Origin of the sequence: Spirilliplanes yamanashiensis, from assembly GCF_016863475.1 — a bacterium.
GTDB lineage: Bacteria > Actinomycetota > Actinomycetes > Mycobacteriales > Micromonosporaceae > Spirilliplanes > Spirilliplanes yamanashiensis.
Map to the genome: position 1 here is coordinate 205,706 of NZ_BOOY01000016.1, position 23,683 is coordinate 229,388.

Consider the following 23,683-nt stretch of genomic DNA (forward strand, 5'->3'; position numbering starts at 1 on the left):
GGGCAGCGCCCGGGCCGCCGGGCGGTCCTACTTCTCCGGCTTGCCGGGCTTCTCGGGCTTCTCCTTCTTGTCCTTCTTCTCGGGCTTCTCGGGCTTCGCCGGCTCGTCCGCCGCCGGGGCGGGCCCGGCCTGCGTGCCGGTGTCCGTCGCCGCCGGCTCGCCGGGGTTCCGGGCCGGCTGCTCCGCCGCTCCCCCACCCGTGGAGCGGGCGGGCGCGGTGGTGCGGACCACCGGGGCGCCCGCGAACGCGACCTCCGTCGCGCACTCCCGCCCGTTCAGCCGCGGCGCGCTGGGCGCCGTCCACTGGCCGGCGAAGGCGCCGTCGAAGCCGGTCGCGACGCTCCGGCCCGCGGGCAGCCGCTCGCCGGAGGCCTCGACGAGGGTGCCGTCCTGCCGCCACTGGTGCGACCAGCCGCGCAGCACCCGCTGGCCGGCCGGGACGGTGAAGGCGACCCGCCACGGCGCGACGTCCGCCGGACCGGTGTGGGTGACGGTGACGGCGGTCGCGGCCCGGCCGCCGGTGACGGAGCGGACGGTGTACCGGACGGTGCAGCGCGGATCTCCGGCGGGTGCGGCGGCGGGCGCCGGCGCGGCCGCCGGTCCCGCGGCGGCGGCGGCCGGCGCCGGGGTGTCGGCGCCGCCGCGGCCGAGCAGCGCGGTGGCTCCGGCGGTGACGGCGCCCAGCAGGAGCGCGGCCACCACGGCGGTGCGCCGGGTCCGCAGCCCGCCACGACGCCGCGCCGGTGCGGGCGCGGGTGGGGGGTGCGCGACGGTCGTCTCGCCGTCCGGCTCCGCGGGCCCCGCCCCGGCGAGCAGGTCGCCGGTGACGGGCACGCCGGCCGCGGTGAACAGGGCCTGCGCGACCTCGGCGGCGGCCGGCCGGTCCGCCGGGTCCTTCGCCAGGCAGCGGTGGCACAGCGCGCGCAGCTCCGCCGGCGCGACGGCCGTGTCGGGCAGCGGCGCCGGCTCCCGGTACAGGTGGGCGCGCAGCATCTCCGTCGTCGTCGACGTCTGCCAGGGCAGGCGGCCGGCCAGCATCTGGTAGATGAGCAGGCCCAGGGCGTACACGTCGCTGGCGGGCACCACCGCGGCCCCCGCGAGCCGCTCCGGGGCCAGGTAGGCGGGGGTGCCGAGCAGTTCGCCGCCCGCGCCGTCGGCCTGCCCGGCCAGCGCCGAGATGCCGAAGTCGACCAGCTTCACCCCGGCCGAGGTGACCATGACGTTGCCCGGCTTGACGTCGCGATGCACGACGCCGCGCTCGTGGGCGGCCGCCAGCGCCGCGGCGACCTGGCCGCACACCAGGGCGGTGAGCCGCCACGGCTGCGGACCGCCGGTCAGCAGCTGGCCGACCGTCCGGCCGTCGACCAGCTCCATGACGACGAACGGCGTGCGCGGGCGCCCGGGCACCTGCCACTCGCCGTAGTCGTACACGCCGACGACGTGCGGGTGGCGCAGCTGCCCGGCGGCCCGCGCCTCGGCGCGCAGGTGCCGCAGCACGGCGGCGTCGGCCGCCAACCGCGGCGACAGGACCTTGACGGCGACGTCGCGGTCGAGCACCTCGTCGTGGGCGCGCCACACCACGGACATGCCGCCCGTGCCGAGCAGCTCGACCAGCCGGTAACGGTTCGCGACGACGGCGCCGGTGTCCATCAGCGGCGCGCCAGCCGCCGCCCGGTGGCGCCGTCGTACGGCAGCCCGTAGTGCTCGAACACGGCCGGTTCGTCGGCCGCGGTCAGCTCCCCGTCGGTGTCGATGGCGGGGGCGTCGGACACGATCTTCTTGTCGTAGCGCACCCGGACGGCGTTCGGCGACACGGTCGCCCCGGCCACGGGCACGAAGACGAGCCGGTACCGGCCGATGAAGCCGACCCGCACCGTGACGAACGACGGCTGGTCGGTGGTCGTGTCGACGTACACGCCCTCCAGCTCGCCGATCTTGTCGCCGGCCGGGTCGATGACCTTCTCGCCGTGCCAGTCGCGCAAATTCTCAGCAGGGAACATGCCGTACCAGATGCCCCACCGCGCCCGGCGGAAACGCGTCGCGGTCCCGCCGCCGCCACCGGTCAGCTGTGCGAGACGGTCAGGGAGTAGAAGGCGACCCGGGCGCCGTTGGTGGTGCTGTCCGACGACGACTGGTTGTACGAGCCGGCCTTGAAGTACTGCCGGTACGGCAGGAACGAGGAGTGGATCGCGTAGCTGCTCGTGGCGCCGTTCAGGGTGATCTGGATGCGGCCGCCGACCACGGCGATGGCGTAGCTGAACTTCGTGCCGACCGGCACCCTGCCCAGCGTGTACAGCGTCTGCCCGCCGGCGGCGGTCTTCTCGATGCCGATGATGACGTCGCCGTTCGCCCGGTAGTACAGCTCGGCGAGGGGCTTGGTGGACGGGCCGCCGCTGCCGAGCTTGATCTGGCCGATGGCGACGTTGCGGGTCACCGACACCACGCGCAGGGTGGCGCTCATCCGGTGGGTGCCCTTCAGCGACCAGTCGGCGCCGCCGCCGTTGCGGTTCATCTCGCGCAGCTCGGAGCGGGCGAACTTGGAGTTCGGCGTGGTGACGCCCTTCTCCGGGGCGAAGAACGTCATCGCGCCGTCGGCGGGGTCGGTGTAGAAGAACTGGTCCTGGTAGCCGCCTTCGAGCCGGGACGGCGAGATGGTGACGGGCCTGCCGGGCGAGCCGACGGGCTGCTGGAGCTGCCAGACGGCGAGGTCGAAGTTGGCCCCGGGCGACGCGTCGCGGTCGAGCCCGCCGCCGGGCGGCGTGGTCGGCGGGGTGGTCGGCGGCTTGCTCGTCGGCGGGGTGGTCGGTGCGGTGGTCGGCGGTGCGGTGGTCGGCGGCGCCGTGGTGGGTGCGGCCGTCGGTCCGGTGGTGGGCGCGCTCGTCGGCGGGGTGGTCGGCGGGGTGGTGCTGCCCGGCAGCGTCCAGCGCTGGTTCGAGCCGCCGGTGCAGGACCACACCTGCAGGGCGGTGCGATTGGCGGAGCTGCGGTCGGTGGCGTCGAGACACAGCCCGGACCGGCCGTTGACCAGGGCGCCTGCGGCCGCCTTCCAGGTCTGGGCGGCCGACCCGGTGCAGCCGGCGAGGTGCACCTTCGCGCCGCTGCCGGTGCCGGCCCCGGCCCCGGTCATGCACTTGCCGAGCGCGCGCACGGTGCCGTCGTCGCCGACGGTCCACTTCTGGGCGCCGGTGCCGTTGCAGTCGAAGAGCTGGATCCGGGTGCCGTCGGCGGTGGCCGCACCCGCCACGTCGACGCACTTGCCGCCCAGGCCCCGGATCGGGCCGGCGGTGGCGGCGAGCGCCTGGGTGACGCCGATCGCGCCCAGCGTGCCGGCGACGGCCACGGAGGAGACGATCGCGAGGATCTTCGTGCGGTGCACCATGACTGAGCGGGCCCTTCGACGGTGGTCATGCCGTTGTGGCCCCGTAGAGCTAACACCCGCATCCATCAAGGTCAACCCGTGCGCGCCGCCGGACTGCGTGTTTCAGCAGCTCCTGACTTTGTTCAGGAGTAAGAAATAAGCTTCTGTTAAGGCGCGGTCAGTCGCGCGCCGGCGGCCGGAAGCTTTCCACCGCCACGGCGAACGCGGGCAGGTGCGCGGCCCACGCGCCGGCCGGCGCCCGCCACTCGAGCAGGTACGCCCGCCCGTCCCGGGTCACCACCCGGTCGAGGACCCGCACCCGCCGGTCCCGGGCGTCCCGGTAGGTGTACTCCCACACCCCGTCGGCCGGCTCGGGCAGCGCCTCGATCCGCAGCCGCCGGTACGCGGGCAGCTCCACCCGCCGCTCGGCCGCGACCAGCGTGGTGACCGGGTCTCCGCCGCCGGGCGTCCACGGGCCGATCCGCAGGCTGGGCTGCCCGCCGGGCGCGCTGAACAGCACGGTGCCGGCGCCCCGCGGCCCGCCCCGCCACGCCGCGGGCAGGGCCACCCGGAACCCGGTGCGGTCCTGCCGCCACGTGAAGCCGGGCGGCAGCACGAACGCGGGCGACACGGCCACGCCCCCGCCCGACCCGGCGGACGGCCCGGCGGTGCTCCCGGCGCCGGGGCCGGTGGCGGGGCCGGCCGTAGGTCCGGCGACGAGGCCGCCGCCGGGCCGCAGGTCCGGCGGGCGGTCCGCGGCGACGGCGGCGGCGGCCACGATCGCCAGCGCCGCCACCAGGACGGCGACGGGCCGGGCCCGCCGGGCCCGGCCGGCCGGACCGTCCACGGCCGCCCACCGCACCGCGAGCCGGCCGGGCGCGTCGCCCCACCGGTCGTCGGTCCGGCCGGCGGCCCGGCCATCGAAGCGGCCGGCGGCGGGAGCGCCGGCGCCGGATGCGGCCACGCCGACGGACGCGTGGCCCGCCGGCCGGGCCACGGCGGGCGGGTGGGTCGCGGGCCCGTCGGGCAGCCCCAGCGGGTCGGGCAGGGGCGGCTCCTCGCCGGACAGCGCGGCGAACCGGCGGGCCACCTCGGCCGCCGGCATGCGCGCCGCCGGGTCGCGTCGCAGCAGCCCGGCCAGCACCGGGGCGAGCGGCCCGGCGCGGCGCGTCGGGTCCGGTTCCGCGGTGGTCAGGGCGCGGATGGTGGACGCCGTGCTGTCCCGCGCGTACGGGGGCCGGCCCTCCACCGCGTGGTACAGCGTCGCGCCGAGCGACCACAGGTCCGCCAGCTCCGTGGTGCCGCCGTCGGCGAGCCGTTCCGGGGCGAGGTAGTCGGGCGAGCCGAACACGGTGCGCGCCCCGGCGAGCGGGCCGGGGCCGTTCGCCGTCACGGCCGAGCCGAAGTCGGTGAGCACGACCCGGCCGTCGTGGGCGATCAGCACGTTGCTGGGCTTGACGTCGTGGTGCAGCACCCCGGCGGCGCGGGCGGCCTCCAGCGCGGACAGCAGGGCGAGCCCGACCGAGGCGACCCGGCGCACGGGCAGCGGCCCGGCCCGCTCGATCAGCTGCAGCAGCGACCGCGACGGCACGTGCTCCATCACGATCAACGGCCGGTCCTGGTCCTCCAGCACGTCGTACACCCGGATGACGTTGGGGTGGCTGACCCGGGCGGCGGCCTGCGCCTCCTGCAGTGTCCACTCGCGGACCAGCTCGCGGGCGCCGAGCGCGAGGTGGCCGGGGATCACGACCTCCTTGATCGCGACGTCCCGGTCGAGCATCTCGTCGACGGCCAGCCACACGCGGCCCATGCCGCCGGCCCCGATGGGGCGGACGACACGGTAACGGCCGGCGATGACCGGCTCGGCACCCCGCATGGACCCCATCTTCCGCCTCCGGGTGGCGATGCGAAAGCGCGTCTCGACCGGGTCTCCCATCGGGCGTAAATTCGGGGCGACCGCAATCTCCGATCAACGTCGGGCGATGATGGACATGCGCGGAACCCGCTGGCGCCGTTTGGCGATCGTGCCGCTCACGGTGGCCGTCCTGCTGCCGACCGGGTCCGCCCCGGCCCCGGCCCACCGCCCGGCCGCACGGGCCCCGACCGCACCCGCCGGACCCGCCGACCACGCCGGACACGCCGCCCCGGCCGGCGGCCCGGCCGGCGGCCCGGCTCTCCCGGCGGGGCGGGCGGGCGCAAAACCGGCGGCGGAGCAGGCGCTGCGGCTGCAGGCCCTGCTCGGGCAGCACTCGACGCTCGCGACCGGGTTCATGCGCGGCCGGCTGCGCGGCGACGACGACTTCGTGCAGGCCGCCGACGCCGCGCTGGGCCGCAACACCCAGGCGATGACGGCGCTGGTGGGAGACATGTTCGGCGCCGCGGCCGGGCAGCAGTTCGAGCCACTGTGGCGCGACCACGTGGTGGCGCTGTTCGGCTACGCCGGCGCGGTCGCGGAGCAGGACGACGCCGCCCGCGACGCGGCCCGCAAGAACCTGACCGACTTCGAGCTGCGGCTGGGCACGTTCTTCGCCGGGGCGTCCGGCGGGCGGCTGAGCCCCGCCGACGCGCGCACGGCGGTCCTGCAGCACGTCGACCACCTGCTGGAGCAGGCCGACGCGTACGCCGAGCAGGACTTCGCCCGGGCCGACCGGACCTACCGGGAGGCGTACCGGCACACCTACGACATGGGCGGGGTGCTGGCCGGGGCGCTGCTGCCGCCCGCCGACGCGGCCACGCTGCGCGAGCCGATCTGGCAGCTGCGCGCCCAGCTGGGCAAGCTGCTCGCCGAGCACGTGTTCCTGGTGGTGGACGTGACCCGGGCGGCGGCGACGGACGCCCCCGACTTCACGGCCGCCGCCGAGCTGGTGGACGACAACACCCGCGCCCTGGCGACCGCGATGGACAGCCTCTTCGGCGCGGACGCCGCGGGCCGGTTCCAGACGCTGTGGGCGTCGCACGTCGACCAGCTGGTGGCCTACGCCGCGGCGGGTGAGGACCGGGCGAAGCGGGACCTGGCCCGGGCGAACCTGCGCGCCTTCGAGGGCAGGCTGGCGTCCTTCCTGGAGGGCGCGACGGAGCGGCGGCTGACGACGGCGGGCCTGACGCAGGCGCTGGTGGCCCACGACGACATGCTGCTGCGGCACGCCGACGCGTTCGCCGAGCGCGACTACTCCACGGCGCACACCGTCGCGTACGAGACCTACGACCACATGTCCGAGGTGGCACGGCAGCTGGCCGACGCGTTCGGGGCGACGGTCGCGGCGGGGCTGCCGGTGGGCGGCGCGCAGACCGGGCACGGCGGGATGGCGGGGCGCTGACCGTGCACGCCGCCGTCCGCGCCGCGATGCTCGCCGCGCTGGCCGTCCCCGTGGCGACCGGCCTGGCCGGCGCGGCCCCGTCGCCCGCGGCGGAGCCGGCCCCGCCGGGAGCGGCACCCGCGGTGGCGACGGCGGCGGCCCGGCACCCGGCGCAGGCGTTCCGGTCCACCCGCACCTACGCGGCCGTGGCGGCGCCGGTGCGGCTGCGGATCCCCGCGCTGCGGCTGTCCGCGGCCCCGTTGCAGCACCTGGGCCGCGGTCCGGACGGGACGGTCGCCGTGCCGGACCGGGCCGACGTCGCCGGCTGGTACGCCGCCGGCCCCCGCCCCGGCCAGGCGGGTCCCGCGGTGCTGCTCGGCCACGTGGACTCCGAGGAGGGGCCGGGCGTGTTCCTGCACCTGTCCCGGCTGCGGCCCGGCGCGGCCGTCCACGTCGACCGGGCGGACGGCACCACGGTGACGTTCCGGGTGACCGGGGTGCGGCAGGTGCCCAAGGGCCGCTTCCCCACCGACCTCGTCTACGCCCCGACCCTGCTGCCCGCCTTGCGCCTGGTGACGTGCGGCGGCGCCTTCGACCGGACCCGCGGGAGCTACCGGGACAATGTCATCGTGCTGGCCGACCGTGCCTGACCGGCGGGTCGCCGCGGCCGCGGCGGCCGTGCTGGCGGCCGCCCTCGCCGCGGGCCCGGCGGCCGCCTCCCCCGCCCCGCCCTCCCCCGCCCTGGCCGCCGACCTGCCGGTGGTCGCGGTGCTGCCGGGCGACCGGGAGACGGCCCTGGTCGCCGACCTGGGCGCCGGGCCGGCGACGACCGGCGGCGCGGGCGCCGCGACGGGCGCCGGCACGGTGACCGTGACGGTCGGCGGGGTGCCGCGGCCGGCGACGCTGCGGCCGGTGCTGTCGGACGACCTCGCGGTCGCGCTGGTCGTGGACGCGTCGGCGGACGGTGCGGCGGCGCTGCCGACCTGGCTGAGCGCCGCCGCCCGGTTCGCGCTGGAGGCGCCCGCGGCCGCCCGCACGGTGGTGGTCGCGGACACCACGCCGCCGTCGCTGCGCCCGGCGCCGCAGCCGGGCGCGGCCGGGGTGGTGCGCGCGCTGAGCACGGTGGAGCCGGGCGGCGAGCGGCGCACCGCCGAGGCGCTCACCCTGGCGGTGCGCCAGTTCCGGCCGGGCCCGCCGGGCCGGCGGCTCATCGTGCTGTACACCTCGGGCGCGGACGCCGGGCCGGAGAGCGCCGCCGCCCTCGGCCGGCGGCTGGCGCGCGAGGGCGTCATCCTCGTCGTGGCCGGCGCGGCCGCACACAGCGGCTACTGGTCGGCCGCGGTCCGGGCCACCGGCGGCTTCTTCGCCCCCGCCGCGGCCGGCGCGGCGCCCGCGGCGGGCCCGGCGCTCGACCAGGTGGCCGCCACGCTGCGCGGGCGCTGCCTGGTCACGTTCGCGACGCCCGCCGACCGGCCGGCCCCGGTGGCGGTCCGGATCGACGGCGGCGGCGCCGCGCTGGCGGGCACCGCGATCGTGCCGGCCGGCGACCCGCCCGCCCGCGAGCGCCCGTCCGCCTGGTGGTGGGCGGGCGCGGGGGTGGCCGCGGCGGCCGCGGCGCTGCTCGGGCTGCGCCTGGCCGCCCGCCGCCCGGAGGAGCTGCCGCCGCGGCGGTGACGGGGCGGTGGGGCCGGGATCGTCACCCGGCGGGCGCACGTCGCCGGGCCGCGGCGAAGGACAGGACGGCGCCGCGGAGCAGCTCGACGACCTCCGGCTCCGGCAGGCCCAGCGTGCGGGAGGTCTGCGCGAGGTCGTGGCCGCCGTACAGCGCCAGCGCCGCGACGGCGCACTGCCGGCCGGTCGGGCCGGGCGGGCGACGGTCCACGGTGTCCGTCCGGCCCGCCGCGAACGCGGCGCCGAACCGTTCCCGCGCGGCGAGCCGGCCCAGGCAGCGGTGGTAGACCGACCGGGCCAGCCAGACCCGCTCCGAGCCGGGCGGGGCGTCGCCACCGGGACCGGGGCCGGCGGCCTCGGTCAGCACGGCGGCGACGATCTCACCGGCGGCGTCCTCGTCGCCGACCAGCATCGCCGCCATCGTCAGCAGCGGCGCGCCGTGCCGGCGGCACATGGCCCTGGCACGCCACAGCCGGCGGGGGGTCATCTCGTCGGTGGCGCGCGCGGGTCGGTGCGGAGTGGAGATGCTCATGACTCACCTCGGCGGTCGACGGCAGAAGGTCGCGCGTGCCGAGGTCCGGGGCAGCAGTGACACGCTACCGATGGGACCGCCCCGGCGCACCCTGCGGCCGGAAGGCGCGCAGAGTACGGTGAGACCACCCGGATTCGGGCCCACGCAGCCCCGAGCAACCGGCGGCACCAGCGGAAGGTGCGGCCATGTCCCCCGGATCGGACCGCGACGGCACCGCGGGGCGCGCGGCGACGCCATGAGCGAGCCACAGACCGGCCCCGAGACGGTCCGGGACCTCATCGCCCGGCAACCGCCCGCCCCGGGCACCACCGGCTTGCTGCGCCGGGTCTGCCGGGCGGCCGCGCAGGCGCTCGCGGCGTCCGGCGCCGGCGCCAGCGTCATGACCGCCAACGGGACGCGCGGCATCAGCGCCGCCTCGGACCCCGCCAGCGAGCGCGTGGAGGACCTGCAGTTCGTGCTGGGCGAGGGGCCGTGCATCGACGCGTTCACCGACACGCGTCCCGTGCTGATCCCGGACCTGGCCGACCCGGCGGCCCAGCGCTGGCCGGTCTACACCCCCGCGGCCCGCGACAGCGGCGTCTGCGCGGTGTTCGCGTTCCCGCTGCAGGTCGGCGCCGCGCGCCTCGGCGTGCTCGACGTGTACCGCGACCGCCCCGGCTCGCTGACCGGCGAGGAGCTGGGCTGCGCGCTCACGTTCGCCGACGTCACCGTCCACGCCCTGCTCGACCGCGAGCGGGACGGCGACCTGCTCGGCGACGTGCGGCACCGGGCCGAGCTGTTCCAGGCCCAGGGGATGGTCATGGTGCAGCTCGGGGTACCCATCGAGGAGGCCATGATCCGGCTGCGGGCCCACGCGTACGCCGAGGAACGCCCGATCGGCGACGTGGCCCGCGACGTGGTTGCGGGCCGGCTGCGGCTCGACCGTCCATGAACACCATCAGTCCGTCCGAGGTCGCCGGGAGGCAGGCATGACCATCATCTCCGCACACCGCCTGGCAGCGGCGTTCGTCGACGTCGCCGACACGCTGATCGACGAGTTCGACCTGTTGGAGTTCCTGCACATGGTCGCCGAACGGACCGCGAGCCTGGTCGGCGCGGCGTCGGTCGGGCTGCTGCTGGCCGACGAACGCGGCGCCCTGGAGTTCGTGGCCGCCTCGGACGAGAACACCGCTCTGCTGGAGCTGTTCGCGATGCAGACGAGGGAGGGTCCCTGCCTGGACGCGTTCCGCACCGGGCAGCCGGTGATCGACGTGCGCCTCGGCGACGCCGCGGATCGCTGGCCGCGCTTCGCGCCCCGCGCGACCGCCGCCGGGTTCACCGCGGTGCACGCGTTGCCGCTGCGGCTGCGGCGCCAGGTGATCGGCGCGCTGAACGTCTTCGGCTCCCCCGCCGGCGGCACGTTCGACCCGGCCGATGTCCCGGTGATCCAGGCCCTGGCCGACGTCGCCGCGATCGGCCTGCTCCAGGAGCGCACGATCCGCCGCGGCGAGATCCTGTCCGAGCAGCTCCAGGGCGCCCTGAACAGCCGCATCGTGATCGAGCAGGCCAAGGGCGCCGTCGCGCAGGCCCACGGGGTGAGCGTGGACGAGGCGTTCGTCGTCCTGCGCGCCCACGCCCGGCGGCACAACCGGCGGCTGACCGATGTGGCCCGCCTCGTCGTGACCGACCCGGCGGCGCTGCGGGCCCTGACCCCCTGATCCGGGGGCGCCCCTCAGCGGTACGGGTCGAGCAGGGCGAGCGTGCGCCCGGGGTCCTGCACGTGGGCGTTGTGGCCGAGGCCGGGCAGGGTGACGACGGGCGCGCCGAGGGCGGCGAGCTGGGCGTCGGTGTTCATGGGGTCGTGCTCGCCGCGGGCCAGCGTCACCGCGGCCGGCACCCGGGCCAGCAGGGCCGCCATGCCGGGCTCGCCCACCCCGGCGACGGCCGGGTCGGCGGCGGGCCGCCAGCGCCCTTCGCGCTCGGTCAGCCCCTCGTCCACGGCGGGGTCGGCGGCGCTCAGCAGCCCGTCCAGGCCGGACACCCGCAGGTGGCGGGCGGCGGCCTCGTCGCGGGTGCCGAACCAGGTGACCGGCCGGCGGGCGACGGCCCGCGCCCGGTCCAGTTCCTCGGGGGTCCACGCCACCTTCACGCCCAGGCCGACGGCGGCCCGCACGCCCGCGGCGGGGTGGCCGGCGGCCAGCGCGAGCCCGACGACGCCACCGAGCGAGTGTCCCAGCACGACGGCCGGCTCGCCGGGGGTGAGCAGCCCGGCGACGGCGCCGGCGAGGGCGTCGAAGGTGTACCCGGGCAGCGCCGCGGACCGGCCGTGCCCGGGCAGGTCGGGGGCGAGCCAGCGGCCGGGCCAGCGGGCGGCGAGCAGCGGCCGCCAGCCGTCCCACACGGCGCCGGTGGCGCCGAGGCCGTGCAGCAACAGCAGCACCGGCGCCCCGGCGCCGCCGCCGCGGACGTGCAGCTGTGCCGTCATGCCCGCGAGTGTGCCACCCGGGCGGCGTCAGCCGGCGGCGCCGGCCCGGTCACGGCGGGCGAGCCGGTTGCGGCGGCGGCCGTACACCAGGTAGATCAGCAGGCCGAGGCCCATCCAGGCGAGGAACCGCAGCCAGGTCTCCACCGACAGGTTGGTCATCAGGTACAGGCAGGCCAGCGCCGCCAGGATCGGGATCACCGGCGACAGCGGCACCCGGAACGGCCGCCGGAGCTGGGGGCGGGTGCGGCGCAGGATCGGCACGGCCACCGACACGATGACGAACGCGAACAGCGTGCCGATGCTGACGAGGTTGGCCAGCGACGACAGCGGCACGAACCCGGCCAGCGCGGCGACGCCGACGGTGACGGCGGCGGTGGTCCGGAACGGCGTGCCCCACCGGGGGTGCACGGCGCCGACGGCGGCGGGCAGCAGGCCGTCGCGGCTCATGGCGAAGCCGATCCGCCCGATGGCCACGATGTCGACGAGGATGACGCTGGTCAGCCCGGCCACGGCGGCGATGGAGATGAGCGCCGACGCCCAGCCGGCGCCGACGGAGGAGAACGCCGCGGCGATGGGCGCGCCCGGGTCGATCTCCCGGTAGTCGACCATGCCGACGATGACGAAGGACACGGCGACGTACAGCAGCGCCGAGACGCCCAGCGTGCCGAACAGCCCGAGGGGCAGGTCCCGGTGCGGCCGCCGGGTCTCCTCGCCGAGGTTGGCGACGGCCTCGAAGCCGGTGTAGGCGAAGAACACGACCGCCGCCGCGGTGAGCACGCCGGCCACGCCGAACGCGGACGGCTCCATGCCGAACAGCACCTGCGACAGCGGCCTGGTCAGCCCGGCGGCGTCGTCGCGCACCGGCTCGGCGGGCGGCACGAACGGCGTGAGGTTGGCCGCCCGGACGAAGAACAGCCCGGCCACGACAACGAACAGGCAGATGGCGACCTTGACCACGACCAGCACGTTGGTGACCCGCGACGACTGCCGGATGCCGAGGGTGGCCACGGCGCCGAGCAGCAGGACGATCGCGATGGCGCCGACGTTGACGGTGCTGCTCTCGCCGAAGAACGCCGTCGGCAGCCCGAGCAGCTCGGCGAGGTAGCCGGACCAGCCGCGGGCCACGACGGCGGCGCCCAGCGCGAACTCCAGCACCAGGTCCCAGCCGATGATCCAGGCGATGATCTCGCCCATGGTGGCGTAGGCGTAGGTGTAGGCACTGCCGGCCGTCGGCACGCTCGACGCCAGTTCCGCGTAGCACAGGGCGGCGAGCAGGCTCGCCACGCCGGCCAGCGCGAACGCCACGATGACGGCCGGGCCGGCGTGGTCGCGGGCCTCGATCCCGGTGAGGGTGAAGATGCCGGTGCCGATGACGATCCCGATGCCGAACCCCATGAGGTCCAGCGGGCCGAGCCGCCGCCGCAGCCGGCCCGGGGCGTCCTCGTCGCCGCCCTGCGCGATCACATCCTCGATCGGCTTCGTCCGCATGACCGACACGCCGTTCCCCCTCCCGCGGCGAGGCCGCCGACGGCCGCAGGTACCCGCCTGCGGCCGGATCAACCCGCCGCGCGGCCCGGCGGCCGGCCCGGCGGCCGGGCCGGCAGGGTGGGCAGGGTCAGCACGACGGCCGCCGCCGAGATCCACTCCGGATCGGTGAGGCGGTCGCCGTAGATCTCGCGCAGCCGGGTCATCCGGTAGCGCACCGTCTGCGGGTGGATGAACAGCTCGGCGGCGACCTCCTCGCGCCGGCCCTGGTGCCGCAGCCAGCTGCGCAGGGTGTCGACGAGCTTGCCGGGCGGGGCGCCCGTCCCGCCGGTCAGCGGGGCGAGCACCTGCGCCCGCAGGTCGGCCAGCGCCTGCGGGTCGGCGGTGACGACGAGGGCGGCCAGGTGGTCCTCGGTGTCGACGACGCGGCCGGCCACCCGCAGCCCGGGCAGCGCGAGGGTGCGCGCCGCCCGGTCGACGGACTCGCGCGCCCGCAGCCACGGCCGGGCCGGTCCGACCACCACGCCGTGCCCGCGCAGCAGCCGCATCAGCGGGGCCCGCGCCGGTCCGTGCGCGTCGGGCGCCAGCAGCAGGGACATGTCGCCGAAGCCGGGCCCGGGCTCGCTGCGCTGCAGGGCGCGGGCGTCCAGCAGGTCGGCGACGCCGCGCAGCGACCGCTCGGGCACGAGCACCGCGGTGAGGGTCTGCGGGGCGGCCCAGTCGGCGCGCTCGGCGGCGGCCAGGACGACGTGCTCCGGCTCGCCGGCGACGAGCGCCTGGGTCAGCTGGTCGAGCAGCCGCAGCCGCTCGCGTTCGGTGGAGGCCAGCTCGTCGGCGTGCCCGGCGACGCTGGCCGCCGACAGCTCGTCGATGTAGGCGAAGACCAGCTCGGCGAAGTGCGCGATCGTCGCCGCCGGCTGGCCCGCCCGGACGCTGATCGCCGCCAGCTCCCGCCACGCCACCCGGGCCCCCAGCCGGTACGCGCTCAGCAGCGCGTCGAGGCTGCGGCCGTTGCGGGCCTCGCCGCGGCCGAGCGCGTAGGCGCCCTCCAGGGCGGGCGCCAGCGGGGCGCCCCAGTCGGGGCCGGTGTCGCGGGACACCAGCTCCAGGAAGGTGCCCAGCGCCGCCCGGACCGCCTTCTCGATGGTGGGGCCGAGTTCGCCCGCGAACGCCTCGGTGTAGGCGGGCACGGACGCGGTGATCGCGTTGATCGTCTGGACGGCGACGTGCGACAGGCCCTGCCGCAGCGGCCCCACCACCTCCGGCGTCAGGCGGAACGTCGTGACGTCCGGTAGCGCATCTGACACGGAAATCTCCGGGATTGAAGCGAGTTTTTCGTTCCGGGCGAACAAGAAGGGGGGCCGCAATTCACTTCCCCCGGTCATGACGTTACTCCCGGGACACAGGATGCTTGTTATGTGGCTGTTATCCGAACCCTGCGGACCGGCGCCCGGCGCGTCGCCGGGCTGCTGACCACGCCGCTGCTGCCCACCGACTACCTCGACGCGATCGCGCCGCTGCGCAACGCCGAGGTGCCCCGGGCGCGCGTCGAGGCGGTGCGGCCCGAGACCGCCAACAGCGCCACCCTCGTCCTGCAGACGGGCCGCGGCTGGCCCCGGCACGAGCCCGGCCAGTACGTGCGCATCGGCGTCGACGTCGACGGGGTGCGGCTCTGGCGGTCGTACTCCGTGACCAGCGCCCCCGGCCGCCCCGACGGCCGCATCACCGTCACCGTCAACGCCGTCGCCGGCGGCGCGGTCAGCACCCACCTCGTGCGCCACGCCCGGCGCGGCATGCTGCTGCACCTGGACCGCCCGGCCGGCGAATTCGTGCTGCCCCGCCCGCGCCCGGCGAGAACCCTGTTCGTCACCGCCGGCAGCGGCATCACGCCGGTCATGGGCATGCTGCGCAGCTGCCTGAACGAGCTCGCCGACGTGGTCGTGGTGCACTCGGCCCGCACCCGCGAGGACGTGGTCTTCGGCGCCGAGCTGCGCGCGCTCGCGGCGCAGGGCCGCATCCGCCTCGTCGAGCGGCACACCCGCGCCGACGGCCGCCTCAAGCCGGCCGAGCTCACCGACCTGGTGCCCGACCTGTTCGAGCGCGAGACCTGGGCGTGCGGGCCGAACGAGCTGCTCGACGACCTCACCACCCACTGGGCCGACGCCGAGGCGGCGCACCTGCTGCACGTCGAGCGCTTCCGGTCCGCCGTGGCCGTCAGCGGCGAGGGCGGCACGGTCACGTTCCTGCGGTCCGGCACCGTCGTCGAGACCGACGGCACCGAGCCGCTGCTGGACTCCGGCGAGGCCGCCGGCGTCCTCATGCCGTCCGGCTGCCGGATGGGCATCTGCTTCAGCTGCGTGCTGCCGTTGCGCGAGGGCGCCGTGCGCGATTTGCGCGACGGGCGGCTCACCACCGCCGAGCCCGGCGACAGCATCCCCGTCCAGACCTGCGTGTCGGCCGCCGCCGGCCCGTGCCGCCTGGACGCCTGAACTCCGCTCCGCCTTACCGCACGGAACCGAGGATTCGCATGACCACGATTCAGCACAAGAAGCACAACCCGATCGCGCACCTGACGCCCGAGGACATCGAGCAGATCGGCATCGAGCTCGACGCCATCCGCGACGAGGTCATGGCCAGCCGCGGGGCGCGCGACGCCGCGTACATCCGCCGCGTGATCAAGGTGCAGCGCAGCCTGGAGCTGGGCAGCCGCGGGGTCCTGCTGTTCTCGCTGTTCCCGCCGGCGTGGCTGATCGGCACGGCCGGCCTGTCGGTCGCCAAGATCCTCGAGAACATGGAGATCGGGCACAACATCCTGCACGGCCAGTGGGACTGGATGCGCGACCCGAAGATCCACTCGACGACGTGGGAGTGGGACCACGCCTCCCCCGCCGAGCAGTGGAAGCGCTCGCACAACGAGCTGCACCACACCTACACGAACGTCATCGGCCGCGACAACGACCTCGGCTACGGCATCATGCGCGTCGACGAGGAGCAGCCCTGGCACCCGCTGCACCTGGGCCAGCCGCTGTGGAACTTCGTCAACGCCTGCTTCTTCGAGTACGGCATCGCCGCCTACGACCTGGAGCTGGGCGAGAACCTGGCCACCAAGGAGAAGCGCCGCGACCCGAAGTTCCGCGCCGCGCTCAAGAAGGTCCGGCGCAAGATCGGCAAGCAGGTGCTCAAGGACTACATCGTGCACCCGGCGCTGTCCGGCCCGTCGTTCCTGCACACCATGGCCGCCAACGCCGTCGCGAACCTGATCCGCAACCTGTGGAGCCACTCGGTCATCATGTGCGGGCACTTCCCGTCCGGCGTGGAGACGTTCGAGACCACGTCGATCGACGGCGAGACCCGCGGCCAGTGGTACCTGCGCCAGATGCTCGGCTCGGCCAACATCTCGGGCAGCCGGCTCATGCACATCATGACCGGCAACCTGTCGCACCAGATCGAGCACCACCTGTTCCCCGACCTGCCGAGCAACCGGTACGCCGAGATCGCGCCGAAGATCAAGGACCTGTTCCAGCGGTACGGGCTGTCGTACACCAGCGGCCCGCTGCCCAAGCAGGTCGCGTCGGCGTGGGCGAAGGTCATCCGGCTGTCGCTGCCGAACCGCACCCCGGTCCCGGCCGCGCCCGCCGCGCCCGCCCCGGCCGCCGTCCGGTCGGCGGCGGACGACAACCGCCGCGCGGGCTGGGCCCAGAAGCCCGCCGTCGCCGCCTCCACGGCCCACACCGCCGCCTGATCCACGCCCGGCCGTCGGTGGGGTTACGGTTCACCCCACCGTTGAACGATCAAGGTCGGAGGACCGTGTGAACCTTGTCCTGTGGATCATCGCCGGCGTGCTGGCGGCCGTGTTCCTCGGCGCCGGCGTCATGAAGCTCACCCAGCCGCGGGAGAAGCTCGTCTCCTCCGGCCTCGGCTGGGCGGAGGACTTCCCGCCGAACGTCGTCAAGCTGATCGGCGCGCTCGAGGTGCTCGCCGCGGTGGGCCTGATCCTGCCCGCCGTGCTGGGCATCGCGCCGGTCCTCGTGCCGCTCGCGGCGCTCGGCCTGGTGCTGATGATGATCGGCGCGGCCGTCACCCACGCCCGCCGCCGGGAGCTGCCGGCGATCGCCGTCAACGTGGTCCTGCTGGCGCTCGCCGCCGTCGTCGCCTGGGGCCGCTTCGGCCCGCACTCCTTCACCGCCTGATCCGCCGCTGCCGGCGGCGTCAGCGCACCAGGCGCCCCAGCGCCCAGCGCGCCGCCGGCAGGTAGGCGACCACCAGCGCCGCCGGCCCCTCGACCGTCAGCCCGGTCCGTGCGCCCGCGCCCGCCGCCTCGACGGTGTGCACCAGCACCAGCCGCGCCCCGGCCGCGGACACCCGCCACGCCCAGCTGCGCACCGGCCCGTCCTCGGACACGTCGAGAACCTCGAACGGCACCCGCACCCCGAACGGCCCGCGCACCACGCCGGACGTCCCGGCCGCCAGCCGCTCCCCCGGATACTCCACCGCCCGGATCTGCGGCGACCACTCCGGCCACCGCGCGGGCCGCACGTACCGGTCCCACACCTCACCGGCGCCCCGCGGCCCCGCCACACCGATCTCCCGCCGCACGCTCACCCCACCCCCGGCCTCACCACACCGCCACCGCCGCCCCCGCGAACGCCACCACGGCCGCGACCGCCCGCACCCGGTCCGCCCGCAGCAGCCTCCCGATCCGTTGTACGTCGTGCCCCGCCCCGAGCCGGCCGTGCGCGGGCCCCGCCGCCACCGCGGTGACCAGCACCGCCACCGCCGCACCGGCCAGCGCCACCAGCGTCCACCCGCCCGGCCCGGCCAGCACCGCCCACCCGCCCGCCACCCCCAGCCCGCCGTAGACGACCGCGACGAGCGGGGTGATCGCCCGGGTGTGGGCGCGGTGCGCGGCCGCCCACGACGCGGCGGGCACCCGGGCCAGCGCCGGGTAGACGACCACGGTCACCGTCAGCTGAAAGCCGAGATGCACCGCGGCCGCCACCAGCAGCGCAACCCCGGACGACACACCCCCAGCGAACCACGCCGGCTTCGCACCCGCGCGCCGCCCCGCCCGCCATTTCGACCACACCACCCACCGGCGCGGGCCACCCATCCGCGAACCCGCGCCCCTACCGCGGCCCCACGCTCTCCCGCGCCCCGTTCCGCACCCCGGCCGCTTCCCACGACCCGGCGCCTTCCCGCTGCGCGGCGCCCTCCCGCTGCGCGGCACCCTCCCGCTGCGCGGCACCCTCCCGCTGCGCGGCACCCCCCCGCTGCGCGGCGCCCTCCCGCTGCGCGGTGCCTTTCCACGGCCATGCGGCTTCCCGCGGACCCGTGCGTTCCGGTGACCCGGCGCCCTTCCGCGGCGCGGTGGCCTCCGGTGAGGGCCGGGGCCCGTACAGGACACGGGCCCGGGTGCGGCGCCGCACCGCGTACCCGAAGATCAGGACCGCCGACAGCGCCACCGCGACCGCGGCCTCCGCGTGCCCACTGGCGATCGCCCACCCCAGACCCGCCACCGTCACCGGGGCGGCGAAGGCCACCACCGCCAGCGGGCGCCACAGCTTGCCGTTCATGATCCGTCCTCCTTCACCGTGTCCCGGGCTGTCCTTCGAGCCTGCGGGCGCGGTGCGACGGGTTCGCCGCGGTCGTGTGGCGGTTGCGTGACCGTCGGAGGTGGAGGGCCGGCGGTCCTGTCACGAAGCTGTCATGCGGCCGCGGGCGGGCCGCCACGTACCGGGCGCAGGATGAAGACTGGCGGACACGTGGAGGCGGATCACGATCATGATGGGCTGGCCGTTCCCGGACGACGGGTACCCGGACTGGGCGCGCCGCCGGCTGCCGCCGGCGGACGACCCGGACGTGCGGCTCACGTACCGGGTGGCGCAGGAGCTGGCCGCCGACGAGCTGTTGCGCGGTCAGCGCATCACCGTCGAGGTGCAGCAGGGGGTGGTGCTGCTCACCGGCTCGGTCGACGGCGAGCGGGCCCGCGCGACGGCCGGGTCGGCGGCGCGGGCCGTCGCCGGTGTCCGCGACGTCAGCAACGCCCTGCGCGTGCCGGGCGCCGGCGGTGCGGCGCCCGGCACGGGTGTGCCGCGGTTCGAGGACGTGGTGGACGGGCTGCGCGTCGCCGAGCGGCGCCGGTGGCCGCGGCGGGCCGCAGTGGCGGTGCCGGCGGCCGTGGTGTGGGCGGCGCTGTGCGTGCTGATGGTGGAGTTCGGCGCGCTCGGCGTCGCGGTCACCTGCGTGGCGGTCGCGGTGACGGCGACCGCCGTGGCCGGTTCACGCCGGCAGCGGGCCGGCGGTGCCGACCGGCGGTGACGGCGGGCCCTGGGCGGGGCGGCGGCGCATCCGGCGCAGGCGCGCCCGCAGGCGTTCCTGGAGCCGGTCGACCGCCTCGGTCATCGTCTCGCCGGCCGCGTGGACGTGCACCGGCACCCCGCCGACGTCCACCTGGGCGCCGGCGTACTCGCCGTGGCCGGTGGAGTCGAGGGTGACCCGGGCGAACGGCACCGGGGCCGGCGCGTGCCGCAGGGCGGCGCCGAGCTTCGCCACGGCGTAGTCCCGGGCGGGTGCGGGGACGGGACCGTGGGTGCGGACGCTGGGCGTGAGCTCCGCGCTGACGAGGACCATGACGACCTCCCGAGGTTCTGAAGCGGCGCCGGATCACCGGCCCACGATCATGATCGAACGCGGGTCGCGGGCCCGGGCAGTGCCACAGGGCCGGGCCGGGGGGACCTTCGGCCCGCCGCCGCGCGGCGGCGATCACCACGGAAAAGGTCTACATTGACGAACGTCGGTGTCCGGCGGAAGAGCGGACGAGCACATGGCGAGGAACGGTTCCGGCTCCGTGTGGCGGCGCCTGCCCGTCGACCGCATCGAGGAGATCGAGGCGGCCAGCGGCGCGGGGCAGCTGACCAAGAGCCTCGGCCTGTGGCAGCTCACGGCGATCGGCGTCGGCGGCATCATCGGCGTCGGGATCTTCTCGCTCGCCGGGCTGGTCGCGCACGGCGACGAGGACAACCCGGGCGTCGGCCCCGCCGTGCTCATCGCGTTCCTCATCGCGGGCCTGGCGTCGGCGGCGGCCGCGCTGTCGTACGCGGAGTTCGCCGGCATGATCCCGCGGGCGGGGTCGGCGTACACCTACGGCTACGTCGCGCTGGGCGAGCTGATCGGGTGGTTCATCGGCTGGGACCTGCTGCTGGAGTACGTGGCCATCGTCGCCGTCGTCGCGATCGGCATCTCCGGTTACCTGGACGCGTTCCTGGACGGCTTCGGGGTGGCCCTGCCGCAGTCGATCACGGCGAGCGCCGAGGAGGGCGGGGTCGTCAACCTGCCGGCGATGCTCATCTGCCTGCTCGTGACGTTCATCCTGAGCCGGGGCACCCGGACGTTCGGCCGGTTCGAGCTGGTCGCCGTCGGCATCAAGATCCTGCTGATCCTGTTCATCATCGGGCTGGGCGTCTTCTACATCGAGACGGGCAACTACGACCCGTTCCTGCCGGCCGGGTTCGGGCCGGTGCTCACGGGCGCCGCCACGGTGTTCTTCGCGGTGTTCGGCTACGACGCCATGAGCACCGCCGCCGAGGAGGCGGAAGACGGCCGCAAGCACATGCCGCGCGCGATCATCCTGTCGCTGGTCATCGCGATGACGCTGTACGTCGCGGCGACGCTCGTGCTGACGGGCATGCAGCGGTACACCGAGATCGACCCGGAGGCGGGCTTCGCGTCGGCGTTCACGGGCGTGGGGCTTCCGGTCATCGCCGGCATCATCTCGGTGTTCGCGGTGCTGTCGATCCTCACCGTGATGCTGACGTTCCTGCTCGGCGTCACCCGGGTGTGGTTCTCGATGAGCCGCGACGGGCTGCTGCCGCTGTGGTTCGCGCGGGTCGACCGGCACGGCACCCCGCAGCGCGTCACCTGGATCGCCGGCATCGGCTCGGCGCTGCTCGCCGGGGTGTTCCCGATCCGCGAGGTCGCCGACCTGACCAACATCGGCATCCTGTCGGCGTTCATCGTGGTGTGCGTGGCGGTCATCCTGTTCCGCTACACCCGCCCGGACACGCCGCGGTCGTTCCGGCTGCCGTGGATGCCCGTGGTGCCCGCGTTCGGCGTGCTCGCCTCCCTGTTCCTGATCCTGCAGCTGCACTGGGAGACGTGGCTGCGATTCGCGATCTGGCTGGTCATCGGCCTGGTCATCTACTTCGCCTACGGGCGCCGGCACTCCCTGCTGAACCCGGACAGCCCGCACCACCCCGGCGCGCCGGCCCCGGACCGCACGCCGGGTTGAGCCGCGCGGCGGCGGGCACAACGGAGGGCATGACGAACCTGACGGCGCTCGGCGCCGACCGGCTGGAACTGGGCGAGGGCGGCCGCTGGGACGGCGAGCGGGTGGTGCTGGTCGACATCCCGGCCGGGCGCCTGCTCACCACCGCGACGCCGCTGCGGCCGGGCGCCGGGGCGCTGACCGAGCTGGCCCGGCTGCCGGAGCCGCTGGCCGCCGTCGCCCCGGTGGCGGACCGGCCCGGCACCTGGCTGGCCGCGACCGGCACCGGCTTCGCGCTGCTCGGCCCCGACGGCCGGGCCACCCCGGTGGCGAGCCCCGAACCGGTGACGGCCAAGCCGTGGCGGATGAACGACGCCGTCGCCGACCGGGCCGGGCGGTTCTGGGCGGGCAGCATGGCGTGCGACCAGTCGCCGCGCGGCGGCGCCCTGTACCGGCTCGACCCGGACGGCACCGTGCGCACCGTGCTGCGCGGCCTGACCATCGGCAACGGCCCGGCGTTCAGCCTCGACGGCCGGACGATGTACCTGTCGGACACCCCGCTCGGCCACGTCGACGCGTTCGACGTGGACCCGGCCACCGGCGAGCTGAGCGGCCGGCGGCCGTTCCTGCGGCTGGCCGCCGCCGAGGGCCACCCGGACGGCCTCACCGTCGACGCCGAGGACCACCTGTGGGTGGCCCTGTTCGGCGCGGGCGAGGTGCGCCGCGTCCGCCCCGACGGCACCGTGGACCGCCGGGTGACGGTGCCGGCCCGGCAACCGACGAGCGTCTGCCTGGCCGGCACGATGCTGATGGTGACGAGCGGCCGCGGCGGCCTGGACGACCCGGGCGACGCCGACGGCGCGGTGCTCGTCGGCGACGCCGGGGTGGCCGGCGTGCCCGTGCTGCCGGTGCGCGTGGCACTCGGCGAGGCCCGGCGGCCGTAGCGGTCCTCCACAGCGGACGGCGCGGCATTGCCCCGGGCGCCGCGCCGTCCTACGGTCGGGCCATGGCGGAGGTGGACCTGGCGGTCGTCGGGGCGGGCCCGGCCGGGCTGTTCGGCGCGTACTACGCCGGGTTCCGGGGGCTGTCCGTCGCGGTCGTCGACACGCTGCCGGAGCCGGGCGGGCAGATCTCCGCCATGTACCCGGAGAAGATGATCTTCGACGTGGCCGGTTTCCCGGCCGTCCGCGGCCGCGACCTGGTGGCCGGGCTCGTCGCCCAGGCCGACCAGTTCCGGCCCGCGTACCGGCTCGGGGTGCTGGCCGAGACGCTCGACTACCTGCCCGACGGCCGGCCCGTGCTCGGGCTGTCCGGCGGCGAGCGGCTCACCTGCGGGGCGGTGCTCATCACCGGCGGGCTGGGCAGCTTCACCGCCCGGCCGCTGCCCGCCGCCGACGCGTTCGCCGGCGCGGGAGTGCTGTACTTCGTCCCGCACCTGGACGACCTCGCCGGCCGCCGGGTCGTCATCGTCGGCGGCGGCGACTCCGCGTTCGACTGGGCCGCCGCGCTGCGGCCGGTGGCGGCGTCGGTGACGCTCGTGCACCGCCGCGACCGGTTCCGCGCCCACGCGGGCAGCATCGCCCGGGTGCAGGCACTCGACGTCGAGATCATCGTCAACGCCGAGGTGAGCCGCCTCGTCGGCGACGAGCGGGTCACCGCCGTCGAGGTGACGCCCCGCGGCGGGCCGCCCCGGCTGCTGGCCGCCGACGCCGTCGTGGCGGCGCTCGGGTTCACCGCCGACCTCGGCCCGCTCGCCCGGTGGGGGCTGACGCTCGACCGGCGGCACATCGTCGTGGACACCACGATGGCGACGAACCTGCCGCGGGTGTTCGCCGCCGGCGACGTCAACGACTACCGGGGCAAGGTGCGGCTGATCGCCGTCGGGTTCGGCGAGGCGGCCACCGCCGTCAACAACGCCGCCGTCGTCATCGACCCCGCCCTGCACCTGTTCCCCGGCCACTCCTCCGACCAGGGCTGAGGCGCTACCGGGCGGCCAGCCAGTCCAGCGCGCGCCCGGCGACCGCGGCCGGCACCTCGTGGCCGCCGTCGAACTCGTCGTACGCCACGCGGTAGCCGGCGTCGCGCAGCGCCGGCACCAGGCGGCGGCTGCACCGGTCGACCGGCAGCACCCGGTCCGCGCGGCCGTGCGACACGTACAGCGCCGGTGCGCCCGCCCGCCCGGCCGGGGCGGCGAAGCCCGGCGAGAACGCCAGCACCGCGTCGAACACGTCGCCGTTGGCCAGCCCGAGCGACAGCGCGTACGAGGCGCCGTCGGAGAACCCGCCGATCGCCACGGCCGGCACGGGGCACGCGCCGAGCACCCGGTCCAGGCCGTGCTGCACCCGGGTCACGTCCGGGCCGTACCCGGCGCCGATCACGTCCCAGGTCACCTCCGCGGACTGCGGGGCGAACAGCGTCAGCCCCCGCTCGTCGGCGTACGGCAGCAGCAGCCGCAGCGCGTCCGCGGCCGTGCCGCCCGCCCCGTGCAGCAGCACGACGAGCCGCCGCGCCGGGGTGCGCGGAACGTACCAGAGGCCGTGCGGCGCCCCGCCCAGGTCGACGGTGCTGCGGCCCGGCGGCGGCGTCGCCGTGCCGTCACCGGCGGGCGGCCGCC

25 protein-coding genes are annotated in these 23,683 nt (G+C 76.4%); 12 read left to right on the top strand and 13 right to left on the bottom strand.

Translation table 11 applies throughout. The features are described 5' to 3' along the window. Positions 1-27 precede the first annotated feature (27 nt). The 4 genes from Sya03_RS30970 to Sya03_RS11865 all read right to left on the bottom strand — a co-directional run bounded on the left by Sya03_RS30970 (position 28) and on the right by Sya03_RS11865 (position 5,234). Complete coding sequence (locus Sya03_RS30970; protein ID WP_239107383.1) at positions 28-1,650, bottom strand: serine/threonine-protein kinase; 1,623 nt, start codon at positions 1,648-1,650, stop codon at positions 28-30. Next, positions 1,650-2,000 (bottom strand): PRC-barrel domain-containing protein, encoded by a 351-nt coding sequence (locus Sya03_RS11850; RefSeq protein WP_203938279.1) that lies wholly within the window; start codon positions 1,998-2,000, stop codon positions 1,650-1,652. The genes Sya03_RS30970 and Sya03_RS11850 overlap by 1 nt, the downstream gene beginning before the upstream one ends. A 62-nt stretch (positions 2,001-2,062) precedes the next feature. Further along, a complete protein-coding gene (locus Sya03_RS30975; protein WP_239107384.1) occupies positions 2,063-3,379 on the bottom strand; it encodes a polysaccharide lyase family 7 protein in 1,317 nt (438 codons plus the stop codon). 157 nt (positions 3,380-3,536) lie between these two features. Further along, positions 3,537-5,234: a serine/threonine-protein kinase gene (locus tag Sya03_RS11865; protein ID WP_203938280.1), complete on the bottom strand. Its 1,698-nt coding sequence runs from the start codon at positions 5,232-5,234 to the stop codon at positions 3,537-3,539. Between the two features lie 115 nt (positions 5,235-5,349). On the opposite strand from Sya03_RS11865, the gene Sya03_RS11870 reads away from it, so the two are divergent. The 3 genes from Sya03_RS11870 to Sya03_RS11880 are packed head-to-tail and all read left to right on the top strand — an operon-like array spanning position 5,350 to position 8,328. Then, on the top strand, positions 5,350-6,675 hold the full coding sequence (locus Sya03_RS11870; protein WP_203938281.1) for a hypothetical protein: 1,326 nt from the start codon (positions 5,350-5,352) through the stop codon (positions 6,673-6,675). 2 nt (positions 6,676-6,677) lie between these two features. Further along, on the top strand, positions 6,678-7,304 hold the full coding sequence (locus Sya03_RS11875; protein WP_239107385.1) for a class F sortase: 627 nt from the start codon (positions 6,678-6,680) through the stop codon (positions 7,302-7,304). Then, positions 7,297-8,328, top strand: coding sequence for a vWA domain-containing protein (locus Sya03_RS11880; protein WP_203938282.1), 1,032 nt, complete (start codon positions 7,297-7,299; stop codon positions 8,326-8,328). The genes Sya03_RS11875 and Sya03_RS11880 overlap by 8 nt, the downstream gene beginning before the upstream one ends. 22 nt (positions 8,329-8,350) lie before the next feature. Here the strand turns inward: Sya03_RS11880 and Sya03_RS11885 are convergent, their stop codons facing one another. Beyond that, positions 8,351-8,857: a hypothetical protein gene (locus tag Sya03_RS11885; RefSeq protein WP_203938283.1), complete on the bottom strand. Its 507-nt coding sequence runs from the start codon at positions 8,855-8,857 to the stop codon at positions 8,351-8,353. A 235-nt stretch (positions 8,858-9,092) separates the two neighbouring features. Here Sya03_RS11885 and Sya03_RS11890 point away from each other — a divergent pair, with 235 nt between their 5' ends. Continuing rightward, entirely contained in the window at positions 9,093-9,788 is a 696-nt protein-coding gene (locus Sya03_RS11890) for a GAF and ANTAR domain-containing protein (protein ID WP_203938284.1), read from the top strand. A gap of 37 nt (positions 9,789-9,825) precedes the next feature. Beyond that, a complete protein-coding gene (locus Sya03_RS11895) occupies positions 9,826-10,554 on the top strand; it encodes a GAF and ANTAR domain-containing protein (RefSeq protein WP_203938285.1) in 729 nt (242 codons plus the stop codon). 14 nt (positions 10,555-10,568) lie between these two features. Here the strand turns inward: Sya03_RS11895 and Sya03_RS11900 are convergent, their stop codons facing one another. The 3 genes from Sya03_RS11900 to Sya03_RS11910 all read right to left on the bottom strand — a co-directional run bounded on the left by Sya03_RS11900 (position 10,569) and on the right by Sya03_RS11910 (position 14,113). Beyond that, the gene (locus Sya03_RS11900) at positions 10,569-11,321 is read right to left on the bottom strand and encodes an alpha/beta fold hydrolase (protein ID WP_203938286.1); all 753 of its coding nucleotides are present in this window, start codon (positions 11,319-11,321) and stop codon (positions 10,569-10,571) included. Positions 11,322-11,348: 27 nt separating this feature from the next. Then, positions 11,349-12,809, bottom strand: a complete 1,461-nt coding sequence (locus tag Sya03_RS11905; RefSeq protein WP_239107386.1) for an amino acid permease — start codon at positions 12,807-12,809, stop codon at positions 11,349-11,351. Positions 12,810-12,877: 68 nt separating this feature from the next. After that, complete coding sequence (locus Sya03_RS11910) at positions 12,878-14,113, bottom strand: PucR family transcriptional regulator (protein ID WP_239107388.1); 1,236 nt, start codon at positions 14,111-14,113, stop codon at positions 12,878-12,880. A 111-nt stretch (positions 14,114-14,224) separates the two neighbouring features. Between Sya03_RS11910 and Sya03_RS11915 the strand changes: the two genes are divergently transcribed. The 3 genes from Sya03_RS11915 (at position 14,225) to Sya03_RS11925 (ending at position 16,996) form a co-directional block, all read left to right on the top strand. Then, positions 14,225-15,295, top strand: a complete 1,071-nt coding sequence (locus tag Sya03_RS11915) for a ferredoxin reductase (protein WP_203938289.1) — start codon at positions 14,225-14,227, stop codon at positions 15,293-15,295. Between the two features lie 38 nt (positions 15,296-15,333). Next, the gene (locus tag Sya03_RS11920) at positions 15,334-16,548 is read left to right on the top strand and encodes a fatty acid desaturase family protein (protein WP_203938290.1); all 1,215 of its coding nucleotides are present in this window, start codon (positions 15,334-15,336) and stop codon (positions 16,546-16,548) included. A 67-nt stretch (positions 16,549-16,615) separates the two neighbouring features. Continuing rightward, the gene (locus Sya03_RS11925; RefSeq protein ID WP_203938291.1) at positions 16,616-16,996 is read left to right on the top strand and encodes a DoxX family protein; all 381 of its coding nucleotides are present in this window, start codon (positions 16,616-16,618) and stop codon (positions 16,994-16,996) included. A gap of 19 nt (positions 16,997-17,015) precedes the next feature. Here Sya03_RS11925 and Sya03_RS11930 read toward each other — a convergent pair whose 3' ends face one another. The 3 genes from Sya03_RS11930 to Sya03_RS11940 form a co-directional block, all read right to left on the bottom strand. Then, complete coding sequence (locus Sya03_RS11930; protein ID WP_239107390.1) at positions 17,016-17,402, bottom strand: SRPBCC family protein; 387 nt, start codon at positions 17,400-17,402, stop codon at positions 17,016-17,018. A 19-nt stretch (positions 17,403-17,421) separates the two neighbouring features. Continuing rightward, entirely contained in the window at positions 17,422-17,829 is a 408-nt protein-coding gene (locus Sya03_RS31520; RefSeq protein ID WP_203938293.1) for a hypothetical protein, read from the bottom strand. A 103-nt stretch (positions 17,830-17,932) separates the two neighbouring features. Then, positions 17,933-18,379: a hypothetical protein gene (locus Sya03_RS11940; protein WP_203938294.1), complete on the bottom strand. Its 447-nt coding sequence runs from the start codon at positions 18,377-18,379 to the stop codon at positions 17,933-17,935. 208 nt (positions 18,380-18,587) lie between these two features. On the opposite strand from Sya03_RS11940, the gene Sya03_RS11945 reads away from it, so the two are divergent. After that, positions 18,588-19,124: a BON domain-containing protein gene (locus Sya03_RS11945; RefSeq protein ID WP_203938295.1), complete on the top strand. Its 537-nt coding sequence runs from the start codon at positions 18,588-18,590 to the stop codon at positions 19,122-19,124. On the opposite strand, the gene Sya03_RS11950 is transcribed toward Sya03_RS11945, so the two are convergent. Next, positions 19,086-19,436, bottom strand: coding sequence for an HPF/RaiA family ribosome-associated protein (locus Sya03_RS11950; RefSeq protein ID WP_203938296.1), 351 nt, complete (start codon positions 19,434-19,436; stop codon positions 19,086-19,088). The two genes, Sya03_RS11945 and Sya03_RS11950, sit on opposite strands and share 39 nt — an antisense overlap. A 193-nt stretch (positions 19,437-19,629) precedes the next feature. Here Sya03_RS11950 and Sya03_RS11955 point away from each other — a divergent pair, with 193 nt between their 5' ends. The 3 genes from Sya03_RS11955 to Sya03_RS11965 all read left to right on the top strand — a co-directional run bounded on the left by Sya03_RS11955 (position 19,630) and on the right by Sya03_RS11965 (position 23,047). After that, positions 19,630-21,093, top strand: a complete 1,464-nt coding sequence (locus tag Sya03_RS11955; protein WP_203938297.1) for an amino acid permease — start codon at positions 19,630-19,632, stop codon at positions 21,091-21,093. Between the two features lie 29 nt (positions 21,094-21,122). After that, positions 21,123-22,013 carry an SMP-30/gluconolactonase/LRE family protein gene (locus Sya03_RS11960; RefSeq protein WP_203938298.1) on the top strand — a complete coding sequence of 297 codons (891 nt, stop codon included), beginning with the start codon at positions 21,123-21,125 and terminating at the stop codon, positions 22,011-22,013. 62 nt (positions 22,014-22,075) lie between these two features. Next, positions 22,076-23,047 (top strand): NAD(P)/FAD-dependent oxidoreductase, encoded by a 972-nt coding sequence (locus Sya03_RS11965; protein ID WP_203938299.1) that lies wholly within the window; start codon positions 22,076-22,078, stop codon positions 23,045-23,047. A 4-nt stretch (positions 23,048-23,051) separates the two neighbouring features. Here Sya03_RS11965 and Sya03_RS11970 read toward each other — a convergent pair. After that, a partial coding sequence (locus Sya03_RS11970; RefSeq protein WP_203938300.1) for an alpha/beta hydrolase occupies positions 23,052-23,683 on the bottom strand: 632 nt, incomplete at its 5' end.

Excerpts from the sequence above, each read along its gene's own strand:
- Sya03_RS30970 (WP_239107383.1), bottom strand. The coding sequence starts at position 1,650 with ATGGACACCGGCGCCGTCGTCGCGAACCGTTACCGGCTGGTCGAGCTG.
- Sya03_RS11850 (WP_203938279.1), bottom strand. The coding sequence starts at position 2,000 with ATGTTCCCTGCTGAGAATTTGCGCGACTGGCACGGCGAGAAGGTCATC.
- Sya03_RS30975 (WP_239107384.1), bottom strand. The coding sequence starts at position 3,379 with ATGGTGCACCGCACGAAGATCCTCGCGATCGTCTCCTCCGTGGCCGTC.
- Sya03_RS11865 (WP_203938280.1), bottom strand. The coding sequence starts at position 5,234 with ATGCGGGGTGCCGAGCCGGTCATCGCCGGCCGTTACCGTGTCGTCCGC.
- Sya03_RS11870 (WP_203938281.1), top strand. The coding sequence starts at position 5,350 with ATGCGCGGAACCCGCTGGCGCCGTTTGGCGATCGTGCCGCTCACGGTG.
- Sya03_RS11885 (WP_203938283.1), bottom strand. The coding sequence starts at position 8,857 with ATGAGCATCTCCACTCCGCACCGACCCGCGCGCGCCACCGACGAGATG.
- Sya03_RS11890 (WP_203938284.1), top strand. The coding sequence starts at position 9,093 with ATGAGCGAGCCACAGACCGGCCCCGAGACGGTCCGGGACCTCATCGCC.
- Sya03_RS11895 (WP_203938285.1), top strand. The coding sequence starts at position 9,826 with ATGACCATCATCTCCGCACACCGCCTGGCAGCGGCGTTCGTCGACGTC.
- Sya03_RS11900 (WP_203938286.1), bottom strand. The coding sequence starts at position 11,321 with ATGACGGCACAGCTGCACGTCCGCGGCGGCGGCGCCGGGGCGCCGGTG.
- Sya03_RS11905 (WP_239107386.1), bottom strand. The coding sequence starts at position 12,809 with ATGCGGACGAAGCCGATCGAGGATGTGATCGCGCAGGGCGGCGACGAG.
- Sya03_RS11920 (WP_203938290.1), top strand. The coding sequence starts at position 15,334 with ATGACCACGATTCAGCACAAGAAGCACAACCCGATCGCGCACCTGACG.
- Sya03_RS11940 (WP_203938294.1), bottom strand. The coding sequence starts at position 18,379 with ATGAACGGCAAGCTGTGGCGCCCGCTGGCGGTGGTGGCCTTCGCCGCC.
- Sya03_RS11945 (WP_203938295.1), top strand. The coding sequence starts at position 18,588 with ATGATGGGCTGGCCGTTCCCGGACGACGGGTACCCGGACTGGGCGCGC.
- Sya03_RS11950 (WP_203938296.1), bottom strand. The coding sequence starts at position 19,436 with ATGGTCCTCGTCAGCGCGGAGCTCACGCCCAGCGTCCGCACCCACGGT.
- Sya03_RS11955 (WP_203938297.1), top strand. The coding sequence starts at position 19,630 with ATGGCGAGGAACGGTTCCGGCTCCGTGTGGCGGCGCCTGCCCGTCGAC.
- Sya03_RS11960 (WP_203938298.1), top strand. The coding sequence starts at position 21,123 with ATGACGAACCTGACGGCGCTCGGCGCCGACCGGCTGGAACTGGGCGAG.
- Sya03_RS11965 (WP_203938299.1), top strand. The coding sequence starts at position 22,076 with ATGGCGGAGGTGGACCTGGCGGTCGTCGGGGCGGGCCCGGCCGGGCTG.